Genomic DNA, 23,325 nt, shown 5'->3' on the forward strand with positions numbered 1-23,325 from the left:
TGTGGCCAAAAAACGCCCTAGGGGGCCAGTTCAGGAAAGGCCCTTGTAGCCCTGCCACCCGCCCGAGACCTTCACCCGCGCCCCGAACGACCCCTTCCCGTCACCGCCGTTGCGGAACAGGTTGCCCGCCGAGTCCCGCTCGACCAGGTCCGCCTTCCCGTCCCCGGTGATGTCCCCGACCCCGACGACCGCGTTGTACGACCCGCCCCACGCCGTGAACAGCTTCACGCGCGCCCCGAACGTCCCCCTGCCGGTGCCGTAGTAGCGGTAGAGGTTGTTCGCCTTGTCCTGGGCGAGCAGGTCGCCGACACCGTCACCGTTCAAGTCGCCGACGCCGACGACCTTCTTGTACGTCTTCCAGTCGGCGTACAGCTTCACCCGCGCCGCCAGCTTGCCCGTGCTCGTCCCCTTGTAGAGGTAGACGGTGCCGGAGGAGGCCGCCCGCGCGATCAGGTCCGGGCGGCCGTCGCCGCTGATGTCACCGGGCGAGGTGAGGACGTCGTACTGGTTCCAGCCGCTGGTGCCCAGTGACGTGTACGCCGTCGACGGCTTGAGCGCCGCGTCGCAGGCCGGCCTGTACAGCCGTAGTGCTCCGCTGCTCAGGCGGACCAGCACGTCGTTGCAGCGGTCGCCGCTCAGGTCGCCGAAGGGGACCGCCCTGACGCTCGTCGCCCAGCCGCCGCCGCTGACCTTCCCGGCGAACGTGCCCTTGCCCGTGCCCAGTTGATAGGTCAGCGCGCCGGACGGGTCGAGCGTCAGCAGATCACCGATGGCGTCACCGCCGACGTGGTCGTGGCGCGCCGGGGCACCGCCGCGCACCGCTACCGTGCCGCTCGCCGTCACCGGGGCACCGACCCCGTCGGCCGGTGCGACGGACAGCGTCCAGTCGTACGACCCGTTCGTCAGGAGCGTCGCCCCCAGGCTCGCAGCCCAGCCGATCTTCAGCTCGCCGCGTGCCGCGCCGCCGTCCCGGGTGTCCACGACCTTGCCGGTGGCCCGGCTGCGCACGGTCAGCCGCCAGCTCGCGGACGGCTTCGACAGCAGCACGGTGGCCAGGGTGTCCTGGGTGGTGTCGATCTCGTGCGCCTGGACGGACGGGGCCGCCTCGACCGGGGCCAGCAGGCGCAGCGGCTGCTGGGTGACGCCGGTCGGTACGAGGTGGACGCGCTCCTGGTCGTCGACGTAGGCCACGTTCCCGGTCGACTCGTCGACCGTCCAGCGCACCTCGCGCTGGGAGACTCCGGTGTCGGGCAGCGCGCCGATCACCCGGCTCGCGGGGGTGCCGTCGGCGAACGTGGTGAGGACCAGTTGCCCGGCCTGTGTGTCGTGCGTGACGACGAATCCGTCGCCCAACTCCGCCTCGCCGGAGGGGACTTGGACGGACTTCTGCGCCGTACGGTCGTGGACGCCGGCCGTGCCGTCGGCGCAACTCCAGTACAGCCAGCGGCCGTTGGCCCGCAGTTCGGTGGGTGCGCAGCCGGCGTCGGTGGTGACGGTCTCGGTGGTTTTCTTGGTGGTGAGGTTGTAGGCCGTGAGGGTGCCGGGGGTGGTGCCCGGGGTCCACAGGGTGTCGCCGGAGAGGGCGGCGGCGCCGGGGGTGCGGGTGAGGGCCGGGGTGCCGTCGTTGCCGATCCGGTAGACGGTCTGCGCGGTCGCAGTCGTGTGGATCAGGTAGCGGCCGGAGACGTCGGTGATCCGCCCGCCCGCGGGGACGGTGCGCTCCCAAAAGGTGTACGGGGTGGGCCCGTTGACGCGGATGCGGTCGCTGGTCGTGGTGTCCTTCGTCAGCCAGGCGGCGCGGCCGTCCGCCGTGCCGTACAGCTGGGAGCAGCCGAGCTCCGTCACCGGGCAGGTGCCGAGGTTCAGGTCGGTGCCGTCGAAGGACGAGCGCGCTCCGAACTCGGGGGTGCCGGTCACGGCGACGGTCCGTACGTAGTCGTCGCGGTAACCGACCCGGCTCCCGTCGGCGACGAGCAACCGCCCCTGCTCCAGGGCCAGACCCTGGATCGGGACCGGCGGCTTCGGGAGGGCGCGGAGCCGGGTGACCACGGGAGTGCCGTCGGGGCCGGGGTGGATGCGCTGGATGCCCCAGTCGTCGCCCGTCGTGCGGCCGATCTTCACGGCGGTGCCGTCCCGGCCGACCGCGAGACCGGAGGACGAGGCCGGCATGAGGGTCACGGAGTCGCCGCCCGCGATCGGCTGGGCCCTCACCGTGCCGACACCGTTGACCAGCCAGTCCCCTACGACGGTCAGGTCGTGCGTGGCGTTCAGCCCGTCGCTGACGCCCTCCAGCACGACCTCGGCCGGGGTCGCGGACAGGTCGGCGCGCGACAGGACCAGCACCTTGGCCTTGTCGTAGGCGAAGACGACCACATGATCCCGCGAGAGAGCCACACCGGTGTACCCGACGGGCAGCGTGCCGCTCACGCCCTGCACCTGCCCGGTCTCCCGGTCCACCGAGGCCAGCACCGACTGTCCGTCCACCGCGGCGCGGAAGAACAGGCTCGTGGCGTCCGCGCCGGCCGCCGCGCCGAGTTGCAGGCCCGCGGGCCCGCCCGCGACGGTCACCTCGCGGGTGGTTCCGTCGGGGCCCGGGGTGAGCAGCCGCATGATCCGGCTGCGGGTGCCGTCCTCGGCGGTGATGTTGCGGTAGCCGACGGCCAGATCGTCGAAGGCGGTGAGGACACCGAGGTCCGCCGGGACCTGGACACTCCGGGTCGTGCCGTCGGTCGCGTCCCAGAACTCGACCCGGCCGTCGGCGTACTGGTACGCGAGGACGTCGGTCCCGGTGGCCCGCGCACTCACCCCGGTCCGCACCGGCACGCGTACCGACTCACCGTCGGCGTAGCGCGTCCACAGCAGCGCGGAGCTGCCCTCCATCCGGTGGAAGACACCCTGCGCCCCGGCACCGTCGTGGCCGCCATGGGTCGACGGCGAGAGAAGCGTGGCCGACGTGTTCGTACCGCGCAACGTGGCCGGTACGACCGTCTCCTGCGCCGCGCCCACCGCGAACGCGGGCGCCGGCAGCAGCGGGCCGAGCCCGGCCGCGAGCACGGCCGAGACAGCGATGCCTGTGAAGACACGACGAGCCAAAGTTTCCCCCCGGAAACAGACCTGAACCCCATGGAAGTCGGCTGATCATACAGTCAACACACAGCCAAGAGCGCGCAAAAATGGCCCCCGCCCGAACCCGGGCGGGGGCCATCTCAGTACTGCGCTACGTCACTTGACGTCAGCCGTTGCGCTTCCAGCGCGGCTTGTCGTCACGGCGGCCGAAGGTTCCGGTGCCGGTACCCGTGCCGGTCGTGCCACGGTGGCCGGACGGACGGTCGTGGCCGCCGGTGCGGAAGCCCGGGCGGTCGCCCTGGCGGTCACGGTTGAACGGGCGGTCGCTGCCCCGGTGACCGGTCGTCGCGGGACGGTCGTCGCGACGGAAGCCGCCACGGTCACCGCCCGAGGGACGGTCGTCCCGACGGAAACCACCCGAGGGGCGCTCGTCACGACGGTCGAAAGAACGGCCACCACGGTCGCCGCCCGACGGACGGTCGTCCCGACGGAAACCACCCGAGGGGCGCTCGTCACGACGGTCGAAGGAACGCCCGCCGCGGTCACCGCCCGAGGGACGGTCGTCGCGCCGGAAACCACCCGAGGGACGGTCGTCACGACGGTCGAAAGAACGGCCGCCACGGTCACCGTCACGACGGTCGTCACGACGGTCGTCGCGGCGGAAACCACCGGACGGACGCTCGTCACGACGCTCGAAAGAACGGCCACCACGGTCGCCGCCACGGTCGTTGCCGCCGCGGTCGTCCCGGCGGAAGCCACCCGACGGACGGTCGTCACGACGGTCACGGCGCTCGTAGTTGCCCCGCTCGTCACGCTGCTGGCGCGGACGGTCGTACGACGACTCCTCGCGCACCGGCGCCTCGGCGACCGGCTCGGCGGCCGCCGCCTCGACGACGGCCGCGGCGGCCTCGGCGACCGCGGTCTCCGGGTCGTCGCCCCGCTCGCGCGCGGCACGGGCGATCAGACGGTCGGACTCCTCGCGGAGTTCGGCGGCGCGGCGCGTGGCCCGCTCCAGCTCCTTGGTGAGCTGGGTGACCTCACGCTCGGCCTGCTGCGCGGCGTCGCCCGCCGACTGGGCCTGGACCTCGGTCATCGAACGGGCGCCGGTGATCTCGGCGACCTCGGGCTCGAAGGCCGTACCGGTGTTGATGATGTGACGCCCGGCGTCGACGCCCGCGTCCTCCATCAGCCGGAAGATCTGGCGCCGCTGGTGCGGCAGCGAGAGGGAGACCACGGTGCCCGTACGACCGGCACGCGCCGTACGGCCCGCGCGGTGCAGGTAGTCCTTGTGGTCGCCGGCCGGGTCCACGTTCAGGACCAGGTCGATGCCGTCGACGTGGATACCGCGGGCGGCGACGTCGGTCGCGACGAGCGCGTTGACGTAGCCCTCCTTGAAGTCCGCCAGCGTCCGCGTACGGGCGCCCTGCGTCATACCGCCGTGCAGCGCGTCGGCCTTCACGCCGGACTCGCGCAGCTGCTCGGCGATGCGGTCGGCGCCCAGCTGGGTGCGGACGAAGATGATCGTGCGGCCCTTGCGGGAGGCGATCGCGGCGGTGACCGGCGCCTTGTCCTTGGGCTTCACGATGAGGATGTGGTGGGACATCGTCGTGACGTTGCCCTGCGCGCTGTCGACCTCGTGCGTGACCTGGTCCTTGAGGTAGCGCTTGACCAGGGTGGAGATCTCGTTCTCCATCGTCGCCGAGAACAGCATGCGCTGGCCGCCGGCCGGGATCTGGTCGAGCAGCTCGGTGACCTCGGGCAGGAAGCCCAGGTCGGACATCTGGTCGGCCTCGTCGAGGACCGCGATCTGCACGTCCTCGAGCGAGCAGGCGCCGCGGTTGATGATGTCGCGGAGGCGGCCCGGGGTGGCGACGAGGACGTCGACACCGCGCTCCAGGGCGTAGATCTGGTTGCCCATGGACGTACCGCCGCAGACGACCTTCATCTTCAGGCCGAGGACGTCGCCGTAGGGCTGCAGGGCGTCGGCGACCTGCATCGCCAGCTCGCGGGTCGGGGTGAGGATGATGCCGCGGGGGCGCTTCTTCTCGGTGCGGCCGCCGGACAGCGTCGCCAGCAGCGGCAGACCGAAGGAGAGGGTCTTGCCGGAGCCGGTGCGGCCACGGCCGAGGATGTCCTTGCCGGCCAGGGCGTCCGGGATGGTCGCCGCCTGGATCGGGAAGGGGGTGGTCACGCCGTTCTGCGCGAGCTTGCGCACGACACCCTCGGGCAGACCGAGGGACGCGAAGGTCACCTCGGGAGCCGCCGCGACGGCGTCCGTGGCCGTCTCGGTGTCTACGGCCGTCTCGGTGCCCTCGTTCTCGTTCTCGGGCATGACGACGTGATCAGTACTGGAAATGGACATGCGAATGCGAAACCTTCCGGAGTATCCGTCGGCACGCGCCCGTCAACTCCGTGATTCGCTATCGACCGCCTCAATGCGGTCCGCCACGGCAAGGGAGAGTACGCGCCACACGGCGCGCTCTACAGTGGCGCCGGGCAATGGGATCAAACGATCTACCACCTTACGCACCTACCACCCCCCAACGCAAACCGGCCCGGATTGACCTGCGTCACACGCACCTCAGGCCGGCGACCCGGCCGCGGGCGCCGGTTCCCGGCTGACCAGCTGCGGCGCCGGGTCCTCGTGGGCCGAGGACGAGGGCTCCGCGACGGTCGGGGCGGCGGACGACGGCGGCGGCGTCGGCGGCTCCGGATCGGACGACGGTGTGGCCCGCGACGGGGACGGCTGAGGCGCGGCACTGGTCGGCGCCCCAGGCTTGCCGCTCGTCCCCGGTCGCGGCGCCACGGAGGCGGACGGACTCACCGCACCCGCACCCGCCGCCGACGGCGACGCCGACCCCGAGGCCGACTCCCCCGGCTTCGGCTTCCCGTGCCCGTGCTTCCCGTCCCCCGCCGACCCGCCGAACCCGATCCCGCCCCCCGGCACCCCCGCCCCGCCGTCGGGCGCGTCACCGGCGTGCTGCCCCGCGGAGTGCGAGGGCTTGGCCCCGCCCCCCGCGTCGTCGCCCACGCTCATACAGCCGGCGGCAGCGGCCACGACGGCGACCGCGGCGGCCAGACGGACGGGTACGTACATGGGGCGCACGGGGCCACCTCCGAGGGCGGAAAAAGGAGTCGCCCTCTCAACTCCCGCCGCCCACCGGAAGACACGCGCCGGGCCCCCCGACCCGGATTCCCGTCCCGTTCCGGGCCCTCCAACGGCCGGGAATCGCCGGTGCCTTCACGCGGGGGCGGACGCTGGGCCCGTCATGGGCCGGGGCACGACTCACGTTGCCGGCCGAGCAACACGCTCCCGGCACCGAGCGGCCGGGCGGCACGGCTCTCCTCACCCACCGGCCGAGCGGCGCGCCCCGCCACCTGGACGGCTTTCGTCACGCGCCGGTGAGGTCGTCGTGGCAGGGATGAGGACGAGCCCGCACCCGCCGACGAACCGGGAGCGGGTCGTGGCGGTACGGCGCAGCCCGCCGCGTAGCTGGTCCCCACCCGTTCAACTGTGGCAACACCAGAGGGGCGCAACCGGCGGCGGGCTCGCCGTACCGCCACGACCCCGACCCACCCACCAACCACGGGCGAACCCACAGCACCCCACCGCCCCCTCCACGCCCCCCAAGCACCACACCTCCCGTCACCAACCACCCCCCACCGTCCCCGAGTCCGCGGCAGCCGCCACCCCCAACGCCTCGGCCGTAGCCGCGTCCCCCGGCAGAAACGCCTCCAGCTTCAGCTCCGCGAGGGTCACATCCACCGCCGTCGCGAAGGTCGTCACCGTCGTCATCAACCGCAGCTCCCCGTACGACGACCGCAACCGCAAGGGCACCGCGAACCCCAACTCCCCATCCCCCGAACCGAGTTCCGGCACATACCCGGCCAACTCGGCCCGCAGCGCGGGCAACGCCCCCAGCCGGGCCAGCACATGCCGACCCCACTCGGCAAGATTGACGATCCGCGGCGCCAACCCCTCCGGATGCAACGCCAGCCGGTACACATTCGCCCCCGGCCCCAGCAACTCCGCCGCCGCCCCCTCCGTGATCACCCCGAACGCACTGTTCGCGGCGACGAGATCACCGCCCCGGTCCACCACCAGCGCCGGATACGGCAGATGCCCCCGCAGGATGTGCCCGATCGCCTCCCGCACCGGAGCCAGCGCCGGATCGTCCAGCGAGCTCTCCGCGTACACCGGCGCGAACCCGGCCGACAGCAACAGCTCGTTCCGCTCCCGCAACGGCAGTTCGAGCGCCTCCGCCAGCCGCACCACCAGGTCGCGCCCCGGCACGGACCGCCCCGACTCCACGAAACTGACATGCCGCTGAGTGGTACCGGCCCGCGACGCCAACTCCAGCTGACTCAGCCGAGATCCCGTACGCCGTTCACGCAACACCTGACAGAAGTCCACGCCCCAGTTCTACGGCGCCCCACCCCAACCGGCCATTCCCCGCGGGGAATTGAGGCCATACCCGCCCCCGGCCACCATCGACCCCATGGACATCGGCGTACTGCTCCCGACCGGAACCGCCCAATGGGCCAAGGACGACGACCCGCGCGAACTCATCACCCTCGCCCGCGCCGCCGAACACCTCGGCTTCACCTCCCTCTTCGTCAACGACTCCCTGATCAGCCCCCGCATCGAAGCCCTCACGATGCTCGCCGCCCTGGCCCCCGCCACCGAAACGGCAACCCTCGGCACCGGCGCCCTCCTCCCCTTCCTCCGCCGCCCCGTCCAGGCCGCCCAGTCCCTCGCCTCCATCGACCTCCTCTCCGGCGGCCGCCTCACCCTCGCCGTCGGCGCCGGCTACCCCGGCCGCTTCGGACGCCCCTTCTACGACCTCTCCGAAGTCCCCTGGGCCCGCCGCTTCGCCCGCCTCGACGAGACCGTCGCACTCTGGCGAGCCCTCTGGCAGGGCGCCGACTCCTTCCACGGTGAGTTCCACCACTTCACCGACATCCCGCCCGCCCTACGGCCGTACCGCCCCGGAGGCCCGCCCATCTGGCTCGGCGGCGCCACCCCCACCGCCCTCACCCGCACCGGCCGCCTCTACGACGGCTGGCTCCCCTACCCGCCCGACCCCGCCGACTACACGACCGGCCTGCACGACATCCACCAGGCCGCGACCGCCGCGGACCGCACCCCCGACGCCATCACCCCGGCACTCTTCGTCACCGTACGAATCGACGAGAACCCGGAGCACGCCCACCGGGCGACGGACGACTACGCCCGCGCCACCTACGGCATGCCCCTGGCCGAACTCGAGAAGATCCAGGCCGTCGTCACCGGCACCGCGGAACAGGTCACCGAACGCCTGAACCAGTACGTCACCGCAGGCGCGAGGCACCTCGTCACCCGCCTGGCCACCCTCGACCTGCCCGCCCACCGCGACCAGATGGAACGCACGGCCGCCCTGATCCCCGACCTTCAACCATGACCACAGCCCCGAACCGGCGTTCGTCCCGGACAATGGGCATGTGCTGGAAATGACACGCGACACGTTCGAAGAGCTGGTGAGCGAAGCCCTGGACCGGATCCCGCCGGAACTGACGCGGGTCATGGACAACGTGGCCGTCTTCGTCGAGGACGAACCCGAACCCTCCGACCCCGAGCTGCTGGGCCTCTACGAAGGGACACCCCTCACCGAACGCGGCGAGTGGTACGCCGGAGTCCTCCCCGACCGCATCTCGATCTACATGGGCCCCACCCTGCGCTACTGCGAGACCCGGGAGGACGTCGTGCACGAGGTCGCCGTCACCGTCGTCCACGAAGTGGCCCACCACTTCGGCATCGACGACGAACGCCTCCACGAACTCGGCTGGGGATAGGGGGCGCACCCGGACCTCCCCCGCATACCTGCCCCCACCCCTGGGCATACGGGACCAATGGCCCGCGTCCCCGTCGCAGCCCTGAACCGCCTCCGCCGAACCCAGTACGCCCTGACCCGCCAGTACCGCGCCCGCCGCCCCCGCCCCACCGTCGAACTCGTCCCCCAGCCCCACCCCTGGCCCCGCGCCCTCGGCCTCGTCATGGTCGTCCTCGTCGGCGCCTGGCTGGGCCTGCTCATCGTCGGCAACGTCCGGGCCCAGGTCGGCCCCATGAACACGACCATGACCCTGCGCCCGTCCCTCACCGGCGGCACCAAGATCAACGTGTCCCCGCTGGGCGCCCTGTCCCTCGACAGCCACCACGCCCCCGTCCGCCTGGACGTCAACGTCGACCAGCTCGACCCCGAACGCTCCCAGGCCCTCGTCGACCACCCCGAACGCATCTCCGGCCTCCAGGACGAGGTCGCCCGGGACGTCGAACACGGCACCCTCGACCTCGCCGTACGGTCCTGCACCGCCGTGGTCCTCGGCGCCACCACCCTGGGCCTCGCGGTCTACCGCCGCCCCCGCCGGGCCCTCGCGGCCGGCGGCCTGGCCCTGACCCTCCTGATCGCGTCAGGAGCGACGGCCTACGCGACCTGGAACCCGAAATCCATCCTGGAACCGAAGTTCTCCGGCCTGCTCTCCTCCGCCCCGTCCCTGGTCGGCAACGCGCGCAACATCGTCACCGAATTCGACGTCTACCAAAAGGAGTTGGCCCGCCTGGTGACGAACGTGACGAAGCTCTACGACGTCACGTCCACGCTCCCCGCCTACCAGCCGGACCCGACCACGATCCGCGTCCTGCACGTCTCGGACATCCACCTGAACCCGGCCAGCTGGAAGATCATCGCGTCGCTGGTGGAGCAGTACAAGGTGAACGTGATCGTCGACACCGGCGACACCATGGACCACGGCACGACGGCCGAGAACGGCTTCCTGGACCCGATCGCCGACCTGGGCGCGCCCTACATCTGGGTCCGGGGCAACCACGACTCCCTCGCCACCCAGCGCTACCTGGAGCGGATGAAGAACGTGCACGTCCTGGACGAGGGCCGCGCGGAAACGGTCGCCGGCGTGCGCTTCGCCGGCATCGGCGACCCCCAGTTCACCCCCGACCGCTCGACCGCCCCGGGCGGCAACAACGCGGAGGAACTCGCCGGCGACCAACTCGCCTCCGCCCTCCGCGACCAACGGGCCGCCGGCACCCCGGTCGACATCGCCCTGGTCCACGAACCGTCGGCAGCCCGCCAGACCGACGGCGAGGTCCCCCTGGTCCTGGCCGGCCACCTCCACCACGAGGGCACCGAGATCATGAAGCACGGCACCCGCCTCCGCATCGAGGGCTCGACGGGCGGCAGCGGTCTGCGCGCGGTGGAGGGCAAGTACCCCGACCCGATCGAGGCGTCGATCCTCTACATCGACCGCGACACCCACCGCCTCCAGGCCTGGGACGAGATCAAACTCGGCGGCCTGGGCCTGACGACGGCAGAGGTCAGCCGCCACCTCCCGAAGGAGAACCTGCCTTGAGCGCCCGCCGCCTTTTCGGTTTGGCCCCGGCCCAAACGCCGTAGTACAGTCTCGTCGTGCCCAAGGGCACCGGTCAGGGCTTGACCGTCCGAAACTCCGCAAGGGGCCAAGGAGAAGCGGCACCCTTCGGGGGAAAGCGGAGTCACATGCTTCTCACGTCCCCCTGGGACACCTAGACGAAGCAGAGCAGTACTGAAGAAGGCCCTCATCGTCTAGTGGCCCAGGACGCCGCCCTTTCAAGGCGGTAGCACGGGTTCGAATCCCGTTGGGGGCACGCAAGACCGTGTGCGACACTGGCTTCGCCAGTTCGCGCGCAACAGCTTGGTCCTGTGGAGCAGCTTGGAGTGCTCGCCACCCTGTCAAGGTGGAGGCCGCGGGTTCAAATCCCGTCAGGACCGCTGAGGTTCCGCAAGGAATCTTGTGGCTGGGTAGCTCAGTTGGTACGAGCGATCGCCTGAAAAGCGATAGGTCGCCGGTTCGACCCCGGCCCCAGCCACCGGATCGAAAGCCCTGTCCCACCCGGGACAGGGCTTTCGTCGTGGCCGGACGACACAGGGTGGGGCGCGATGGGCCAGGACATCGACCTGGAGAAGATACGGGCGCGGTACGGACTGCTCGCGGTGGTCGGCAGCAACATCGCGATCACGGCGGTGGCGATCTTCGGCGTATGGCAGCTGAACGGCGACCGCGCGGTGATCGTGGGCGTCCTGACCTCGGCGTTCACGGCGATGGCCAGCCTGACGACGGCGTACCTGGGCATCAAGGCCGTATCGAACACGGCCCAGTCGATGTCCAAGGAGGCGGGCAGGCAGCAGGACGCCGAGCGCCAGCAGCAACAGGACGCCGACCGGCAACAATCAGCCCGTCCGGCGCTTGAGGACGAGGCCCCTTCAGGGCCGATCGGGGGTCTGGGGGCGGAGCCCCCAGCAGCGGCGCCCGCCCCGAACAACTAACCCGGGACAATTCATTCGCCAGGAATTTCGCCGAGGTGAGATCCTGGACGGCGTATGTCTACGCACCTCGCCTCCGCACCCGGCACTTCCGCCCCCGCCCCCGGCACTCCCGCCCTCGGCGACCTCGCCCCCCGCCTGACCGAGCTGACCCTGCGCGACGCGCACCGGCTCGGGCGCAGGCTCGAAGGCGCGCGCAAGATCCGTAAGCCGGAGGCCCGCGCCGCGGTCCTCGCCGAGATCGAGGCCGAGGTGACCCGCGGCGAGGAACGGATGGCCGTACGGCGCAGCCGCATCCCCGCGATCTCGTATCCCGAGCAGCTCCCGGTCAGCCAGAAGAAGGCCGACATCGCGGCCGCGATCCGTGATCACCAGGTGGTGATCGTGGCCGGCGAGACCGGTTCCGGCAAGACGACCCAGATCCCGAAGATCTGTCTCGAACTCGGCCGTGGCGTACGCGGCATGATCGGGCACACCCAGCCCCGCCGTATCGCCGCCCGGACCGTGGCCGAGCGCATCGCGGAGGAGATGGACACCCCGCTGGGCGAGGCCGTCGGCTGGAAGGTCCGTTTCACCGACCAGGTCAACCAGGACTCGACCTTCATCAAGCTGATGACGGACGGCATCCTGCTCGCCGAGATCCAGACCGACCGCGAACTGCGCGCCTACGACACGATCATCATCGACGAGGCCCACGAGCGGTCCCTCAACATCGACTTCCTGCTGGGTTATCTGGCCCAACTGCTGCCCAAGCGGCCGGACTTGAAGGTCGTCATCACCTCGGCGACCATCGACCCGGAGCGTTTCTCCCGGCACTTCGGCGAGGCCCCGATCATCGAGGTCAGCGGCCGGACGTATCCGGTGGAGGTGCGTTACCGCCCGCTCCTCGAGGACGACTCGGACGACTCCGACCGCGACCAGATCACCGCGATCTGCGATGCCGTGGAGGAGCTTCAGGGCGAGGGCAAGGGCGACATCCTCGTCTTCCTCTCCGGCGAGCGGGAGATCCGCGACACGGCGGACGCGCTGACCAAGAAGAACTACCGCTTCACCGAGGTGCTCCCCCTCTACGCCCGGCTCTCGCACGCCGAGCAGCACCGCGTGTTCCAGCAGCACACGGGCCGCAGGATCGTTCTGGCGACCAACGTCGCGGAGACCTCGCTCACGGTCCCGGGCATCAAGTACGTCATCGACCCCGGCTTCGCGCGCATCAGCCGCTACAGCCACCGAACGAAGGTGCAGCGGCTGCCCATCGAGGCGGTCAGCCAGGCAAGTGCCAATCAGCGCAAGGGCCGTTGTGGCCGTACGTCGGACGGCATCTGCATCCGGCTCTACTCCGAGGACGACTTCCTCGCCCGCCCGGAGTTCACGGACGCGGAGATCCTCCGGACGAACCTCGCCTCCGTCATCCTGCAGATGACCGCGGCCGGTCTCGGTGAGATCGAGAAGTTCCCGTTCATCGACCCGCCGGACCACCGCAATATCCGTGACGGTGTCCAACTCCTCCAGGAACTGGGCGCGTTGGACCCGGGCGAGAAGGACCCGCGCAAGCGGCTCACGCAGACGGGCCGCAAGCTGGCCCAACTCCCGGTCGACCCGCGCCTGGCCCGCATGGTCCTGGAGGCCGACAAGAACGGCTGTGTCCGCGAGGTCATGGTGATCGCCGCCGCGCTCTCCATCCAGGACCCGCGCGAGCGTCCCGCCGAGAAGCAGACCCAGGCCGACCAGCAGCACGCCCGCTTCCGGGACGAGACGAGCGACTTCCTCGCGTTCCTGAACATGTGGCGGTACATCCGCGAGCAGCAGAAGGAGCGCGGCTCGTCCGCGTTCCGTCGCATGTGCAAGCAGGAGTACCTGAACTTCCTCCGCATCCGTGAGTGGCAGGACATCTACAGCCAACTCCGCACGGTGGCAAAGCAGATGGGCATCCACTTCAACGAGGAGGACGCCTCCGACCAGAGCGTCCACGTCTCCCTCCTCGCGGGCCTGCTGTCCCACATCGGCATGAAGGACGTGAAGGACGGCGCGAAGAACGAGTATCTGGGCGCCCGCAGCGCCAAGTTCGCGATCTTCCCGGGTTCGGCGCTCTTCAAGAAGACCCCGCGTTTCGTCATGTCGGCGGAGCTGGTGGAGACTTCACGCCTCTGGGCCCGCGTCAACGCCAAGATCGAGCCCGAGTGGGTCGAGCCCCTCGCCGGCCACCTCCTCAAGCGGACGTACAGCGAACCGCACTGGGAGAAGGACCAGGCGGCGGTGATGGCCTTCGAGAAGGTCACGCTCTACGGCGTCCCGATCATCGCCCAGCGCAAGGTGAACTACGGGCGTATCGACCCGGAGGCGAGTCGCGAACTCTTCATCCGCAACGCACTCGTCGAGGGCGACTGGCGCACGCACCACAAGTTCTTCGCCGACAACCGCAAACTCCTCACCGAGGTGGAGGAGTTGGAGCATCGCGCCCGACGCCGGGACATCCTGGTCGACGACGAGACGCTCTACGACTTCTACGACCAGCGGGTGCCCGAACACGTCGTCTCCGGCGCCCACTTCGACTCCTGGTGGAAGCACAAACGCCACGAGGAGCCCGAACTCCTCGACTTCGAGCGCTCGATGCTCATCAACGAGCGTGCCGGTGACATCAGCAAGGACGACTATCCGGACTCCTGGCATCAGGGGCGGCTGAAGTTCCGGGTGACGTACCAGTTCGAGCCGGGCGCGGACGCGGACGGTGTCACGGTCCACATCCCGCTGCACGTCCTCAACCAGGTCACGGACGAGGGCTTCGACTGGCAGATCCCGGGTCTGCGCGAGGAGGTGGTGACGGAGCTGATCCGTTCCCTCCCGAAGCCGATCCGCCGCAACTACGTCCCGGCACCGAACTTCGCGCAGCGCTTCCTGGCGACGGCGGTCCCGCTGCAGGAGCCCTTGCCGACGACAATGGCCCGCGAACTGAAGCGCATGGTCGGAGTCCCCTTCACCGCCGACGACTTCGACTGGTCGAAGGTCCCGGACCACCTCCTGATCACCTTCCGGATCGTGGACGAGCGCCGCCGCAAGCTGGCCGAGGACAAGGACCTGGAGGCACTGAAGCTCCGCCTGAAGCCGAAGGCACGCCAGGCCATCTCCCAAGCGGCCGCGGCGACGGCCGAACGCGAGGGCGGCGAGTCCCTGGAGCGCAAGGGCCTCACCGACTGGACGATCGGCACGCTCACCCGCGTCTTCGAGACCCGAAGGGCCGGCCAGCCGGTAAAGGCGTACCCAGCACTCGTGGACGACGGCGACACCGTCTCCGTACGGCTCTTCGACACGGAGGAGGAGCAGGCGGAGGCGATGTGGAAGGGGACGCGTCGGCTGATCGTGCGCAACATCCCGGTCAATCCGGCGAAGTTCGCGTCCGAGAAGCTCACGAACGCGCAGAAGCTCGCGCTGTCCGCGAATCCGCACGGTTCGATCCAGGCGCTGTTCGACGACTGCGCGCTGGCGGCGGCGGACAAGCTCATCGGTGACTTCGGCGGGCCGGCGTGGGACGAGGAGTCGTACCGGAAGCTCTACGAGAAGGTGCGCGCGGAGATCGTCGACACGACGGTCCGTGCGGTGAACCAGGTCCAACAGGTGCTGGCCGCCTGGCAGGCCTGTGAGCGCCGTCTGAAGGGCACGAGCAGCCCGGCGCTCCTCCCGAACCTCGCGGACGTACGCGCCCAACTGAACGCCCTCGTGAAACCGGGCTTCGTCACGGCGGCGGGCATACGACGCCTGCCCGACCTGATGCGCTACTTGGTGGCCGCCGACCGCCGCCTCCAGCAGATGCCGACGGGGGTGCAGCGGGACACCACCCGCATGGAGAAGGTCCACGAGATGCAGGACGAGTACGCGTGGCTCCTGGAACAACTCCCGCAGGGCCGCCCGGTCCCCGCCTCCGTCCTGGACATCCGCTGGATGATCGAGGAACTCCGGGTCAGCTATTTCGCCCACGCGCTCGGCACGGCGTACGCGGTCTCCGACAAGCGGATCGTGAAGGCGATCGACGCGGCCGCACCGTAACAACGCCTGCACACTGGGTGAGTTCGACCAGGCGGGCCACCCTCCTGTACAGTCTCATCTCGCAGCACAACGCACCATCAAGTGCCGCAAAACCAGGTCCTGTGGAGCAGCTTGGAGTGCTCGCCACCCTGTCAAGGTGGAGGCCGCGGGTTCAAATCCCGTCAGGACCGCACGTGATCGAGACAGGCCCGCCCCACTTGAGGGATGCGGGCCTTACTCATGCCCCTCAACCCACACGAAAGTGCTCGCCGCCCTGTCGAGGTGGAGGCAGCGCCCGCGGCGCAGCCGCAATCGGGTACAGCAAATCCCGTCAGGACCGCACGTGATGAAAACAGGCTCGCACCCTTCGGGGGTGCGGGCCTTTTTCGTGCGCCCTGGCTGCACAGGCAGGCACCGGCCCGCATCATCCAGCCCGTCCGGCGTTTGAGGACGAGGCCCCTTCAGGGCCGATGGGGGTCTGGGGGCGCAGCCCCCAGGGACGGCGCCAGGCGCAGACGGTCCCCTTGACGCCGCCGCCGGCGCCCGGTACCCAGAAGTCAGGCCCCGTTCCACACAGGGCGACGGAGGTGGCGCATGGCGGCTTCGGTCAGGCACGAGACGCGGGCGTTGCTCCGTGCGCATCTGTCGGCCGCCAGCTCCTACCGCCATGTGACCCGGCACTGCCCGATCTGCCACCGCCTGCTGCGGCTGGCCATGGACGCCCCTCCGGCGCGGGCACCGGAGGACGCCCCGGAGAGCGGAACCTCTTAGCGCACATAGGTCAGAGGCAACAAGTCATCTGGCATGTGACGGGTGTCACCGCATAAGTTTTTGAAACTGCGGAACTTACGACTCACCTACAACTGGTCAATTTAATATGTGCAATTGCACCCCTACGAGGGATGGTCCACAGGAGATCCGACACCCCTCCCCAGACTCCGACAAGGTCCCTCACAGGACCCCGCGCCGGGTGCACACGGACCCACGACCAGGCACAAAAAAGATCGCGCTGGACCCGGCGGAGTCCAGCGCGATCTACGACGCACCCTGTTCATCTGTCTCAAGAGCGTTGGGCGTGGGCCCTGTTGGGGCAGAACCCGCGTCGCTTGGAGCTGTGATGTCGGGCACCTCAGGCCGGTTGGGGGACCTGCCGTCGTGCCCTTATTCAGTTGGTCAGGCTTCGCTGCGCTGCTGCGGAATGCCCGCGAGCAGGGCACGGACCTCCGCCTCGCGGTAACGGCGGTGTCCGCCGAGCGTGCGAATCGAAGTGAGCTTGCCGGCCTTCGCCCACCGCGTGACCGTCTTGGGGTCCACACGGAACATCGTGGCGACCTCAGCCGGGGTCAGCAGCGGCTCGGCATCAGGGGTGCGAGCGGTCATGAGCGGCCTCCTCGGGAGAACCGAACCTTCTCGGTTCTTTCCTCTAAATTCTGCACCTTGACCCGCGTTGCCCGAAATGGCGTGTGCGGGTCGAGTCGGTTATAGGACGAACGGCTTGTCCTCGGCACTACAACTACACCATCTGTCCAACCCTGTAGGCCAAACCCATGGAATTAGGCTCCCAGGTGTCCATCAGCGACGGAAGCCGATGGACCATGCCATAGCGGACAGTCACACCTCTGTGACGATCAGTCACAGGGGCGATCAGGAGTCATCCAGACCCCCCAAAGCACGCAAAGCCGAGCTTCCGCCCAAAGCATGACGGATGGAGTCCTCCCCGGACTCCTTGTCCTATTTTGGCATGAGGAGGGGCAAGCGGCGCAAGGGATCTGTACGTGCGGTCCGTCACGCTTGGCATCAATCGTCCGGATCGGGACCTACGTCCCGTGTTGACGAACCGTAAGAATCCTATGCGCACTTGTTCGAAACTGTCAGTTCGCCGAGCGCCGGTCCCTGACCGACCGCCAGCGCTCCACGAGCCGCCCGTACGCCTCGCCCGCCGCCGCGCCGTCCCCGGTCCGCAGCGCCTCGATGCCCGCGGCCACGTCCGCCGCCGAGTGGTCGTCCTCCAGCTCGCCGGCCGGCAGGACGTGCACGAGCCCGCCGTAGTCCAGCTCGACCAGGGACCGCGGATGGAACTCCTCCAGCCAGCGCCCCACGTCCACCAGACCCTCGATCAGCGGCCCGTCGTCCATCGCGTCCTTCAGGGCCCGCAGCGCCCGCGCCACCCGCCGCCGCGCCTGCACCATCGGCGTCCGGTAGCGCAGCATCGGCGGATCGTCCCCGGCGGCCTTGTCGTAGCGCCGCTCCTCGTCACCGACGAGCACGAACCAGTTCAGCGGCACCTGCCAGGTCGCCGTGCGGATCCACGGCCGGGCATCCGGGTTGCGGGCCAGCCAGCGCTCGTAGTCCTGGGTGGCCTGGTGCCGTACGAGCGGCGGCAGTACGGCGTCCAGGACCGGCGGCGGCAGCTCCTCCGCGAGGTCGCCCAAGGCCTGCCAGCCGCGCAGCCGGGTGCGCCAGGGACAGACGCAGACCACGCCGTCGACCTCCACCACGAAGGCGTCGGCGCTCTCGTGCACCGGCACCGGGATCGGCGGGGTGGGCAGCAAGTCGGCCAGCGCGCGGCGCAGTTCGTCCTGGTAAGACGGGCGGTCGGGGCGGCGGGCGTAGCGCGCCCAGTGGCCGCGCTCGGGCTCGGGGAAGGCGGCCAGCGGCTCGTAGACGCGCAGATAGGTCGCGTACGGGACGATCACCGAGGACACCTTCTTGGGCACGCCTGCTCCCTCCCCCGCCGACCGTCGGGAAAACCTCCGGAACCCGCTCACAAACGCGCGGGAAAACTATGCAAATCGTCGCACGGCCACCCCCCGCCAGTAGGTGATCCTGAACACTGCACCGATGGCGGTCCGGCACAGGCTCTACGCTCGTGCCACGGCACCCGCCACCCCTACGGGAGCCTTGTCTCCAACCGCCGCCACTTACCCAGGAGTCACCACCGTGACCGACGTAGACAACGGCGTCCTGCACACCCTGTTCCACTCGGACCAGGGCGGTCATGAGCAAGTCGTGCTCTGTCAGGACCGGGCCAGCGGCCTCAAGGCCGTCATCGCCATCCACAACACCGCGCTGGGCCCCGCCCTCGGCGGTACGCGCTTCTACCCCTACGCCAGCGAGGAGGAGGCCGTCGCCGACGCGCTCAACCTCGCCCGCGGGATGTCGTACAAGAACGCCATGGCCGGTCTGGACCACGGCGGCGGCAAAGCCGTGATCATCGGTGACCCCGAGCGCGACAAGACCGAGGAACTGCTGCTCGCCTACGGCCGGTTCGTGGCCTCGCTGGGTGGGCGCTATGTGACCGCGTGCGATGTCGGCACGTATGTCGCCGACATGGACGTCGTGGCGCGCGAGTGCCGCTGGACGACCGGACGTTCCCCCGAGAACGGCGGCGCGGGCGACTCCTCCGTGCTGACCGCCTTCGGCGTCTTCCAGGGCATGCGGGCCAGCGCGCAGCACCTGTGGGGCGACCCGTCGCTGAGCGGCCGTACGGTCGGCATCGCGGGCGTCGGCAAGGTCGGGCACCACCTGGTGGAGCATCTGCTGGACGAGGGCGCCGAGGTCGTGATCACCGACGTGCGCGAGGAGTCCGTACGGCGGACCCTCGACAAGCACCCGACCGGCGTGCGGGCCGTCGCGGACACGGAGGCGCTGATCCGGGTCGAGGGGCTCGACGTCTACGCCCCCTGCGCGCTGGGCGGCGCCCTGAACGACGCGACCGTGCCGGTGCTGACCGCCAAGGTGGTGTGCGGCGCGGCCAACAACCAGCTGGAGCACCCGGGCGTCGAGAAGGACCTCGCCGACCGCGGGATCCTCTACGCGCCGGACTATGTGGTGAACGCCGGCGGGGTGATCCAGGTCGCCGACGAGCTGCACGGGTTCGACTTCGAGCGGTGCAAGGCGAAGGCCGCGAAGATCTTCGACACCACGCTGGCCATATTCGCACGTGCGAAGGAGGACGGCATTCCGCCGGCCGCCGCGGCCGACCGGATCGCCGAACAGCGGATGCACGAGGCCGCCGGAGGGCGCGGACGCTGAGGTTCCGCTTGGCCTCTCGGCACGCGTCTCCGGTACCCGCCGACGAAGACTTAGAGAGAACTCTCACGTTCGTCGGCGGGTCGCCCGCCAAGAAGTGGTTAAAATCGCGGTTGACCAGCGAGTACAGGGCACCTCGCGGGTCCTGGAGCCCGGCACGTGCTGCGGGCGACGTACCGTATGGGCGCGGGCTCAGGTACCGTGGAAGCCCTACGGACCGGTCTCTCCACGGAGAGTCCGTTCCAGATCATGAACGCGTGTCAAGACTCTGAGGCCACCGAGCCTCGTATCCGAGGGGGTCGAGCCATGGGGCGCGGCCGGGCAAAGGCCAAGCAGACGAAGGTCGCCCGCCAGCTGAAGTACAGCAGCGGCGGGACTGACCTCTCGCGTCTGGCCAATGAGCTGGGCGCTTCGACTTCGAGCCAGCCGCCGAATGGCGAGCCGTTCGAGGACGACGACGAGGAAGAAGACGACCCGTACGCTCAGTACGCGGATCTCTATAACGACGACGATGAGGACGAGGACGACGAGTCCGGTCCTCAGTCGCAACGTCGAGGCGCTTGACGCAACAGCGTCCCTCGCAGTTTCCGCCATTTCCGGAACTACTGCACCTCACCCGGTCCGGGGCAACACCACCGGACCGGGTTTTGTGCTGCCCTTGATCAGGCCGAGTAGTCGCCGACCATCTCCGCGCCCGTCGCGTACTCGCCGCGCTCGGTGATCTCGCCGGCGACCCATGCCTCGACCCCGCGGTCGGCCAGGGTCTCCAGGGCCACGTCCGCGGACTCCTCGGGGACGATCGCGATCATGCCGACGCCCATGTTCAGGGTCTTCTCCAGCTCCAGGCGCTCGACCTGGCCCGTCTTTCCCACGAGGTCGAAGATCGGGGCCGGGGTCCAGGTGGAGCGGTCCACGATCGCGTGGAGGGTGTCGGGGATCACACGAGCCAGGTTGGCGGCGAGTCCGCCGCCGGTGATGTGCGAGAAGGCGTGCACATCGGTGGTGCGGGTCAGCGCCAGGCAGTCCAGCGAGTAGATCTTCGTGGGCACGAGGAGTTCTTCGCCGAGCGTGCGGCCGAGCTCCTCGACGCGTGCCTCCAGGTCCAGGCCGGCCTGGTTCAGGAGCACATGCCGGACGAGCGAGTACCCGTTCGAGTGAAGTCCGGAGGCCGCCATGGCGATGACCGCGTCACCCGTACGGATGCGATCCGCGCCGAGCAGCCGGTCGGCCTCCACGACGCCCGTACCGGCGCCTGCGACGTCGAAGTCGTCCGGGCCGAGCAGACCGGGGTGTTCGGCGGTCTCGCCGCCGACCAGGGCGCAGCCGGCCAGCACACAGCCCTCGGCGATGCCCTTCACGATCGCCGCGACACGCTCGGGGTGCACCTTGCCGACACAGATGTAGTCGGTCATGAAGAGCGGCTCGGCACCGCACACCACGATGTCGTCCATGACCATCGCGACCAGGTCGTGGCCGATCGTGTCGTAGACGCCCAGCTGGCGGGCGATGTCGACCTTCGTGCCGACGCCGTCCGTGGCGGAGGCGAGCAGGGGGCGCTCGAACCGCTTGAGGGCGGAGGCGTCGAAGAGCCCGGCGAAGCCGCCGAGGCCGCCGAGGACCTCGGGGCGCTGGGTCTTCTTCACCCACTCCTTCATGAGTTCTACGGCGCGGTCGCCCGCTTCGATGTCGACGCCGGCAGCCGCGTAGGAAGCACCGGGAGTGGAGGTCTCAGACATTGCCTGGGATCTTTCGCGTTGATTGATACGGCAGGGCTTACGGGCGACGGATCGCGTCGGCCGCGGCCGTGGCGGCGGGACCCGCAGCCAGCTCGGTCTCCAGGAGCTGCTTGCCGAGCAGCTCGGGGTCCGGGAGTTCCATCGGGTACTCGCCGTCGAAGCAGGCGCGGCAGAGGTTCGGCTTGTCGATGGTGGTCGCGTCGATCATGCCGTCGATGGAGATGTACGCCAGGGAGTCGGCGCCCAGGGAGACACCGATCTCGTCGACGGTCATGCCGTTGGCGATGAGTTCGGCGCGGGTGGGGAAGTCGATGCCGAAGAAGCAGGGCCACTTCACGGGCGGCGAGGAGATCCGGATGTGGACCTCGGCGGCGCCGGCCTCGCGGAGCATGCGCACCAGCGCCCGCTGGGTGTTCCCGCGCACGATCGAGTCGTCGACGACGACCAGGCGCTTGCCCTTGATGACTTCCTTCAGCGGATTCAGCTTCAGGCGGATGCCGAGCTGCCGGATGGTCTGCGAAGGCTGGATGAACGTACGGCCGACGTAGGCGTTCTTCACCAGACCCGCACCGAACGGGATGCCCGAGGCCTCCGCGTAGCCGATGGCGGCGGGAGTGCCGGACTCCGGAGTCGCTATGACCAGATCGGCGTCGACCGGAGCTTCTTTGGCGAGTTTCCGGCCCATCTCGACACGGGAGAGGTAGACGTTCCGCCCGGCGATGTCGGTGTCGGGGCGGGCGAGATAGACGTACTCGAAGACACAGCCCTTGGGCTTCGCATCCGCGAATCGGGAGGTGCGCAGGCCGTTCTCGTCGATGGCGACGAACTCGCCCGGCTCGATCTCGCGGACGTAGGCGGCGCCGCAGATGTCGAGGGCGGCGGACTCGGACGCGACGACCCAGCCGCGCTCCAGCCGGCCGAGGACCAGCGGGCGGACGCCCTGCGGGTCGCGGGCGGCGTAGAGGGTGTGCTCGTCCATGAAGACGAGCGAGAAGGCGCCCTTGACCTGCGGGAGGACCGCGTGGGCGGCTTCCTCGATGGTCAGCGGCTTGCCGTCGGTGTCGACCTGGGCCGCGAGGAGCGCGGTGAGCAGGTCGGTGTCGTTGGTGGCCGCGACGCGAGGCGTACGGCCCTCCTGCTTGGGGAGGTCGGCGACCATCTCCGCGAGCTGCGCGGTGTTGACCAGGTTGCCGTTGTGGCCGAGCGCGATCGAGCCGTGCGCGGTGGCACGGAACGTCGGCTGGGCGTTCTCCCAGGTGGAGGCGCCGGTGGTCGAGTAGCGGGCGTGTCCGACCGCGATATGACCCTGGAGCGAGCTGAGAGAGGTCTCGTCGAAGACCTGGGACACGAGGCCCATGTCCTTGAAGACGAGGATCTGGGAGCCGTTGCTGACCGCGATTCCCGCGGATTCCTGGCCCCGATGCTGGAGGGCGTAGAGCCCGAAGTAAGTGAGCTTGGCGACCTCTTCACCGGGAGCCCAGACTCCGAAGACGCCGCAAGCGTCCTGGGGTCCTTTCTCGCCGGGGAGCAGATCATGACTGAGTCGACCGTCACCACGTGGCACGGCACCGAGTGTAGGCGAGATCGACCACTGGTCCGAATTGGGGTTACTCGCCGGTAGTGGATCACTCGCCGGCGACGGCGCGCACGATCGTGCCGTTTCCGCTGGTCAGCGTGAGGGTGTCGTGATCGACTCGGTAACTGACCCGACCGCCGAAGAGGCCGAGCAGCGCGCGTTCGGTGCCCATGAGTGAGGCGTCGCACATCATTCGGGTGGTGGAGGGGCGGCCGAGCGTGATGTGCCCGGCGCGGACGGTGGCGGTCGCGCCGACGGAGTTGCAGCCGAGCAGGCCGCCGACCTTGCCGGTCTTGGCGTCGAAGGCGAGCCACGGCTTGCCGTGCACCTGCTGGGCGGCGCCGTCCGCGGTGATGCCCTGCACCCGCCAGTCGACCCCGGTGACGGACCGCTGCTCGTCGACCGAGCCGCTCCCGCCGCCGGCCTTCTCGCTGCCGCACGCCACCACGAGCGGGACGATGGTCAGGACGGCGAGGGTGAATCGCTGTTTGTCCATGGGGGTGGGACGGGAGGGGCGCGGGACAGGTTCCCTCGCCGCTTCTTCGGC

Annotated in this window: 17 protein-coding genes and 4 tRNA genes; 12 read left to right on the top strand and 9 right to left on the bottom strand. The window is 69.7% G+C overall.

The window, feature by feature from the left end; genetic code table 11:
• Nucleotides 1-30: 30 nt before the first annotated feature.
• The 4 genes from OO70_RS42195 to OO70_RS42210 all read right to left on the bottom strand — a co-directional run bounded on the left by OO70_RS42195 (nt 31) and on the right by OO70_RS42210 (nt 7,480).
• Entirely contained in the window at nt 31-3,093 is a 3,063-nt protein-coding gene (locus OO70_RS42195; protein ID WP_043684159.1) for an FG-GAP repeat domain-containing protein, read from the bottom strand.
• A gap of 139 nt (nt 3,094-3,232) precedes the next feature.
• The gene (locus OO70_RS42200; protein ID WP_043684161.1) at nt 3,233-5,428 is read right to left on the bottom strand and encodes a DEAD/DEAH box helicase; all 2,196 of its coding nucleotides are present in this window, start codon (nt 5,426-5,428) and stop codon (nt 3,233-3,235) included.
• A gap of 219 nt (nt 5,429-5,647) precedes the next feature.
• Nucleotides 5,648-6,163, bottom strand: coding sequence for a hypothetical protein (locus OO70_RS54875; RefSeq protein WP_078651768.1), 516 nt, complete (start codon nt 6,161-6,163; stop codon nt 5,648-5,650).
• Between the two features lie 549 nt (nt 6,164-6,712).
• Entirely contained in the window at nt 6,713-7,480 is a 768-nt protein-coding gene (locus OO70_RS42210; protein WP_043684165.1) for a helix-turn-helix domain-containing protein, read from the bottom strand.
• Nucleotides 7,481-7,565: 85 nt separating this feature from the next.
• Between OO70_RS42210 and OO70_RS42215 the strand changes: the two genes are divergently transcribed.
• From OO70_RS42215 to OO70_RS55570, 10 genes are all read left to right on the top strand, one after another.
• Nucleotides 7,566-8,507, top strand: coding sequence for an LLM class flavin-dependent oxidoreductase (locus OO70_RS42215; protein WP_043684167.1), 942 nt, complete (start codon nt 7,566-7,568; stop codon nt 8,505-8,507).
• A 40-nt stretch (nt 8,508-8,547) separates the two neighbouring features.
• Complete coding sequence (locus OO70_RS42220) at nt 8,548-8,898, top strand: metallopeptidase family protein (RefSeq protein WP_043684169.1); 351 nt, start codon at nt 8,548-8,550, stop codon at nt 8,896-8,898.
• 57 nt (nt 8,899-8,955) lie between these two features.
• Entirely contained in the window at nt 8,956-10,467 is a 1,512-nt protein-coding gene (locus OO70_RS42225) for a metallophosphoesterase family protein (RefSeq protein ID WP_043684221.1), read from the top strand.
• Nucleotides 10,468-10,668: 201 nt separating this feature from the next.
• Nucleotides 10,669-10,741, top strand: a tRNA-Glu gene (locus tag OO70_RS42230).
• A gap of 49 nt (nt 10,742-10,790) precedes the next feature.
• A tRNA-Asp gene (locus OO70_RS42235) sits at nt 10,791-10,865 on the top strand.
• A 24-nt stretch (nt 10,866-10,889) separates the two neighbouring features.
• A tRNA-Phe gene (locus tag OO70_RS42240) sits at nt 10,890-10,963 on the top strand.
• 70 nt (nt 10,964-11,033) lie between these two features.
• Complete coding sequence (locus OO70_RS56335; RefSeq protein ID WP_234337064.1) at nt 11,034-11,420, top strand: hypothetical protein; 387 nt, start codon at nt 11,034-11,036, stop codon at nt 11,418-11,420.
• 54 nt (nt 11,421-11,474) lie between these two features.
• Nucleotides 11,475-15,455 (top strand): ATP-dependent RNA helicase HrpA, encoded by a 3,981-nt coding sequence (gene hrpA / locus OO70_RS42250; RefSeq protein WP_043684171.1) that lies wholly within the window; start codon nt 11,475-11,477, stop codon nt 15,453-15,455.
• Between the two features lie 95 nt (nt 15,456-15,550).
• Nucleotides 15,551-15,625 (top strand) — tRNA-Asp (locus OO70_RS42255).
• A 403-nt stretch (nt 15,626-16,028) separates the two neighbouring features.
• A complete protein-coding gene (locus OO70_RS55570; protein ID WP_199827510.1) occupies nt 16,029-16,205 on the top strand; it encodes a DUF6274 family protein in 177 nt (58 codons plus the stop codon).
• Between the two features lie 402 nt (nt 16,206-16,607).
• Here OO70_RS55570 and bldC read toward each other — a convergent pair whose 3' ends face one another.
• Both bldC and OO70_RS42265 read right to left on the bottom strand, forming a co-directional pair.
• Nucleotides 16,608-16,814 carry a developmental transcriptional regulator BldC gene (bldC, locus tag OO70_RS42260; RefSeq protein WP_003949541.1) on the bottom strand — a complete coding sequence of 69 codons (207 nt, stop codon included), beginning with the start codon at nt 16,812-16,814 and terminating at the stop codon, nt 16,608-16,610.
• Between the two features lie 491 nt (nt 16,815-17,305).
• Nucleotides 17,306-18,151, bottom strand: coding sequence for a hypothetical protein (locus OO70_RS42265; protein ID WP_043684175.1), 846 nt, complete (start codon nt 18,149-18,151; stop codon nt 17,306-17,308).
• A gap of 223 nt (nt 18,152-18,374) precedes the next feature.
• On the opposite strand from OO70_RS42265, the gene OO70_RS42270 reads away from it, so the two are divergent.
• Nucleotides 18,375-19,469: a Leu/Phe/Val dehydrogenase gene (locus OO70_RS42270; RefSeq protein ID WP_043684177.1), complete on the top strand. Its 1,095-nt coding sequence runs from the start codon at nt 18,375-18,377 to the stop codon at nt 19,467-19,469.
• Nucleotides 19,470-19,772: 303 nt separating this feature from the next.
• Complete coding sequence (locus OO70_RS42275; RefSeq protein ID WP_019061825.1) at nt 19,773-20,030, top strand: DUF3073 domain-containing protein; 258 nt, start codon at nt 19,773-19,775, stop codon at nt 20,028-20,030.
• A gap of 98 nt (nt 20,031-20,128) precedes the next feature.
• Here OO70_RS42275 and purM read toward each other — a convergent pair whose 3' ends face one another.
• The 3 genes from purM to OO70_RS42290 all read right to left on the bottom strand — a co-directional run bounded on the left by purM (nt 20,129) and on the right by OO70_RS42290 (nt 23,274).
• Nucleotides 20,129-21,202: a phosphoribosylformylglycinamidine cyclo-ligase gene (purM, locus tag OO70_RS42280; protein ID WP_043684179.1), complete on the bottom strand. Its 1,074-nt coding sequence runs from the start codon at nt 21,200-21,202 to the stop codon at nt 20,129-20,131.
• Between the two features lie 37 nt (nt 21,203-21,239).
• Nucleotides 21,240-22,766 (bottom strand): amidophosphoribosyltransferase, encoded by a 1,527-nt coding sequence (purF, locus tag OO70_RS42285; RefSeq protein WP_043684181.1) that lies wholly within the window; start codon nt 22,764-22,766, stop codon nt 21,240-21,242.
• Nucleotides 22,767-22,827: 61 nt separating this feature from the next.
• Complete coding sequence (locus OO70_RS42290; protein WP_043684183.1) at nt 22,828-23,274, bottom strand: META domain-containing protein; 447 nt, start codon at nt 23,272-23,274, stop codon at nt 22,828-22,830.
• Between the last annotated feature and the right edge of the window lie 51 nt (nt 23,275-23,325).

It is taken from the genome of Streptomyces xylophagus, assembly GCF_000716435.1.
Classification (GTDB): Bacteria; Actinomycetota; Actinomycetes; order Streptomycetales; family Streptomycetaceae; genus Streptomyces; species Streptomyces xylophagus.

Coding starts and splice junctions, on each gene's coding strand:
- OO70_RS42200 (WP_043684161.1), bottom strand. CDS start 5,428: ATGTCCATTTCCAGTACTGATCACGTCGTCATGCCCGAGAACGAGAAC.
- OO70_RS54875 (WP_078651768.1), bottom strand. CDS start 6,163: ATGTACGTACCCGTCCGTCTGGCCGCCGCGGTCGCCGTCGTGGCCGCT.
- OO70_RS42215 (WP_043684167.1), top strand. CDS start 7,566: ATGGACATCGGCGTACTGCTCCCGACCGGAACCGCCCAATGGGCCAAG.
- OO70_RS42225 (WP_043684221.1), top strand. CDS start 8,956: ATGGCCCGCGTCCCCGTCGCAGCCCTGAACCGCCTCCGCCGAACCCAG.
- OO70_RS56335 (WP_234337064.1), top strand. CDS start 11,034: ATGGGCCAGGACATCGACCTGGAGAAGATACGGGCGCGGTACGGACTG.
- hrpA (WP_043684171.1), top strand. CDS start 11,475: ATGTCTACGCACCTCGCCTCCGCACCCGGCACTTCCGCCCCCGCCCCC.
- OO70_RS55570 (WP_199827510.1), top strand. CDS start 16,029: ATGGCGGCTTCGGTCAGGCACGAGACGCGGGCGTTGCTCCGTGCGCAT.
- bldC (WP_003949541.1), bottom strand. CDS start 16,814: ATGACCGCTCGCACCCCTGATGCCGAGCCGCTGCTGACCCCGGCTGAG.
- OO70_RS42275 (WP_019061825.1), top strand. CDS start 19,773: ATGGGGCGCGGCCGGGCAAAGGCCAAGCAGACGAAGGTCGCCCGCCAG.
- purM (WP_043684179.1), bottom strand. CDS start 21,202: ATGTCTGAGACCTCCACTCCCGGTGCTTCCTACGCGGCTGCCGGCGTC.
- OO70_RS42290 (WP_043684183.1), bottom strand. CDS start 23,274: ATGGACAAACAGCGATTCACCCTCGCCGTCCTGACCATCGTCCCGCTC.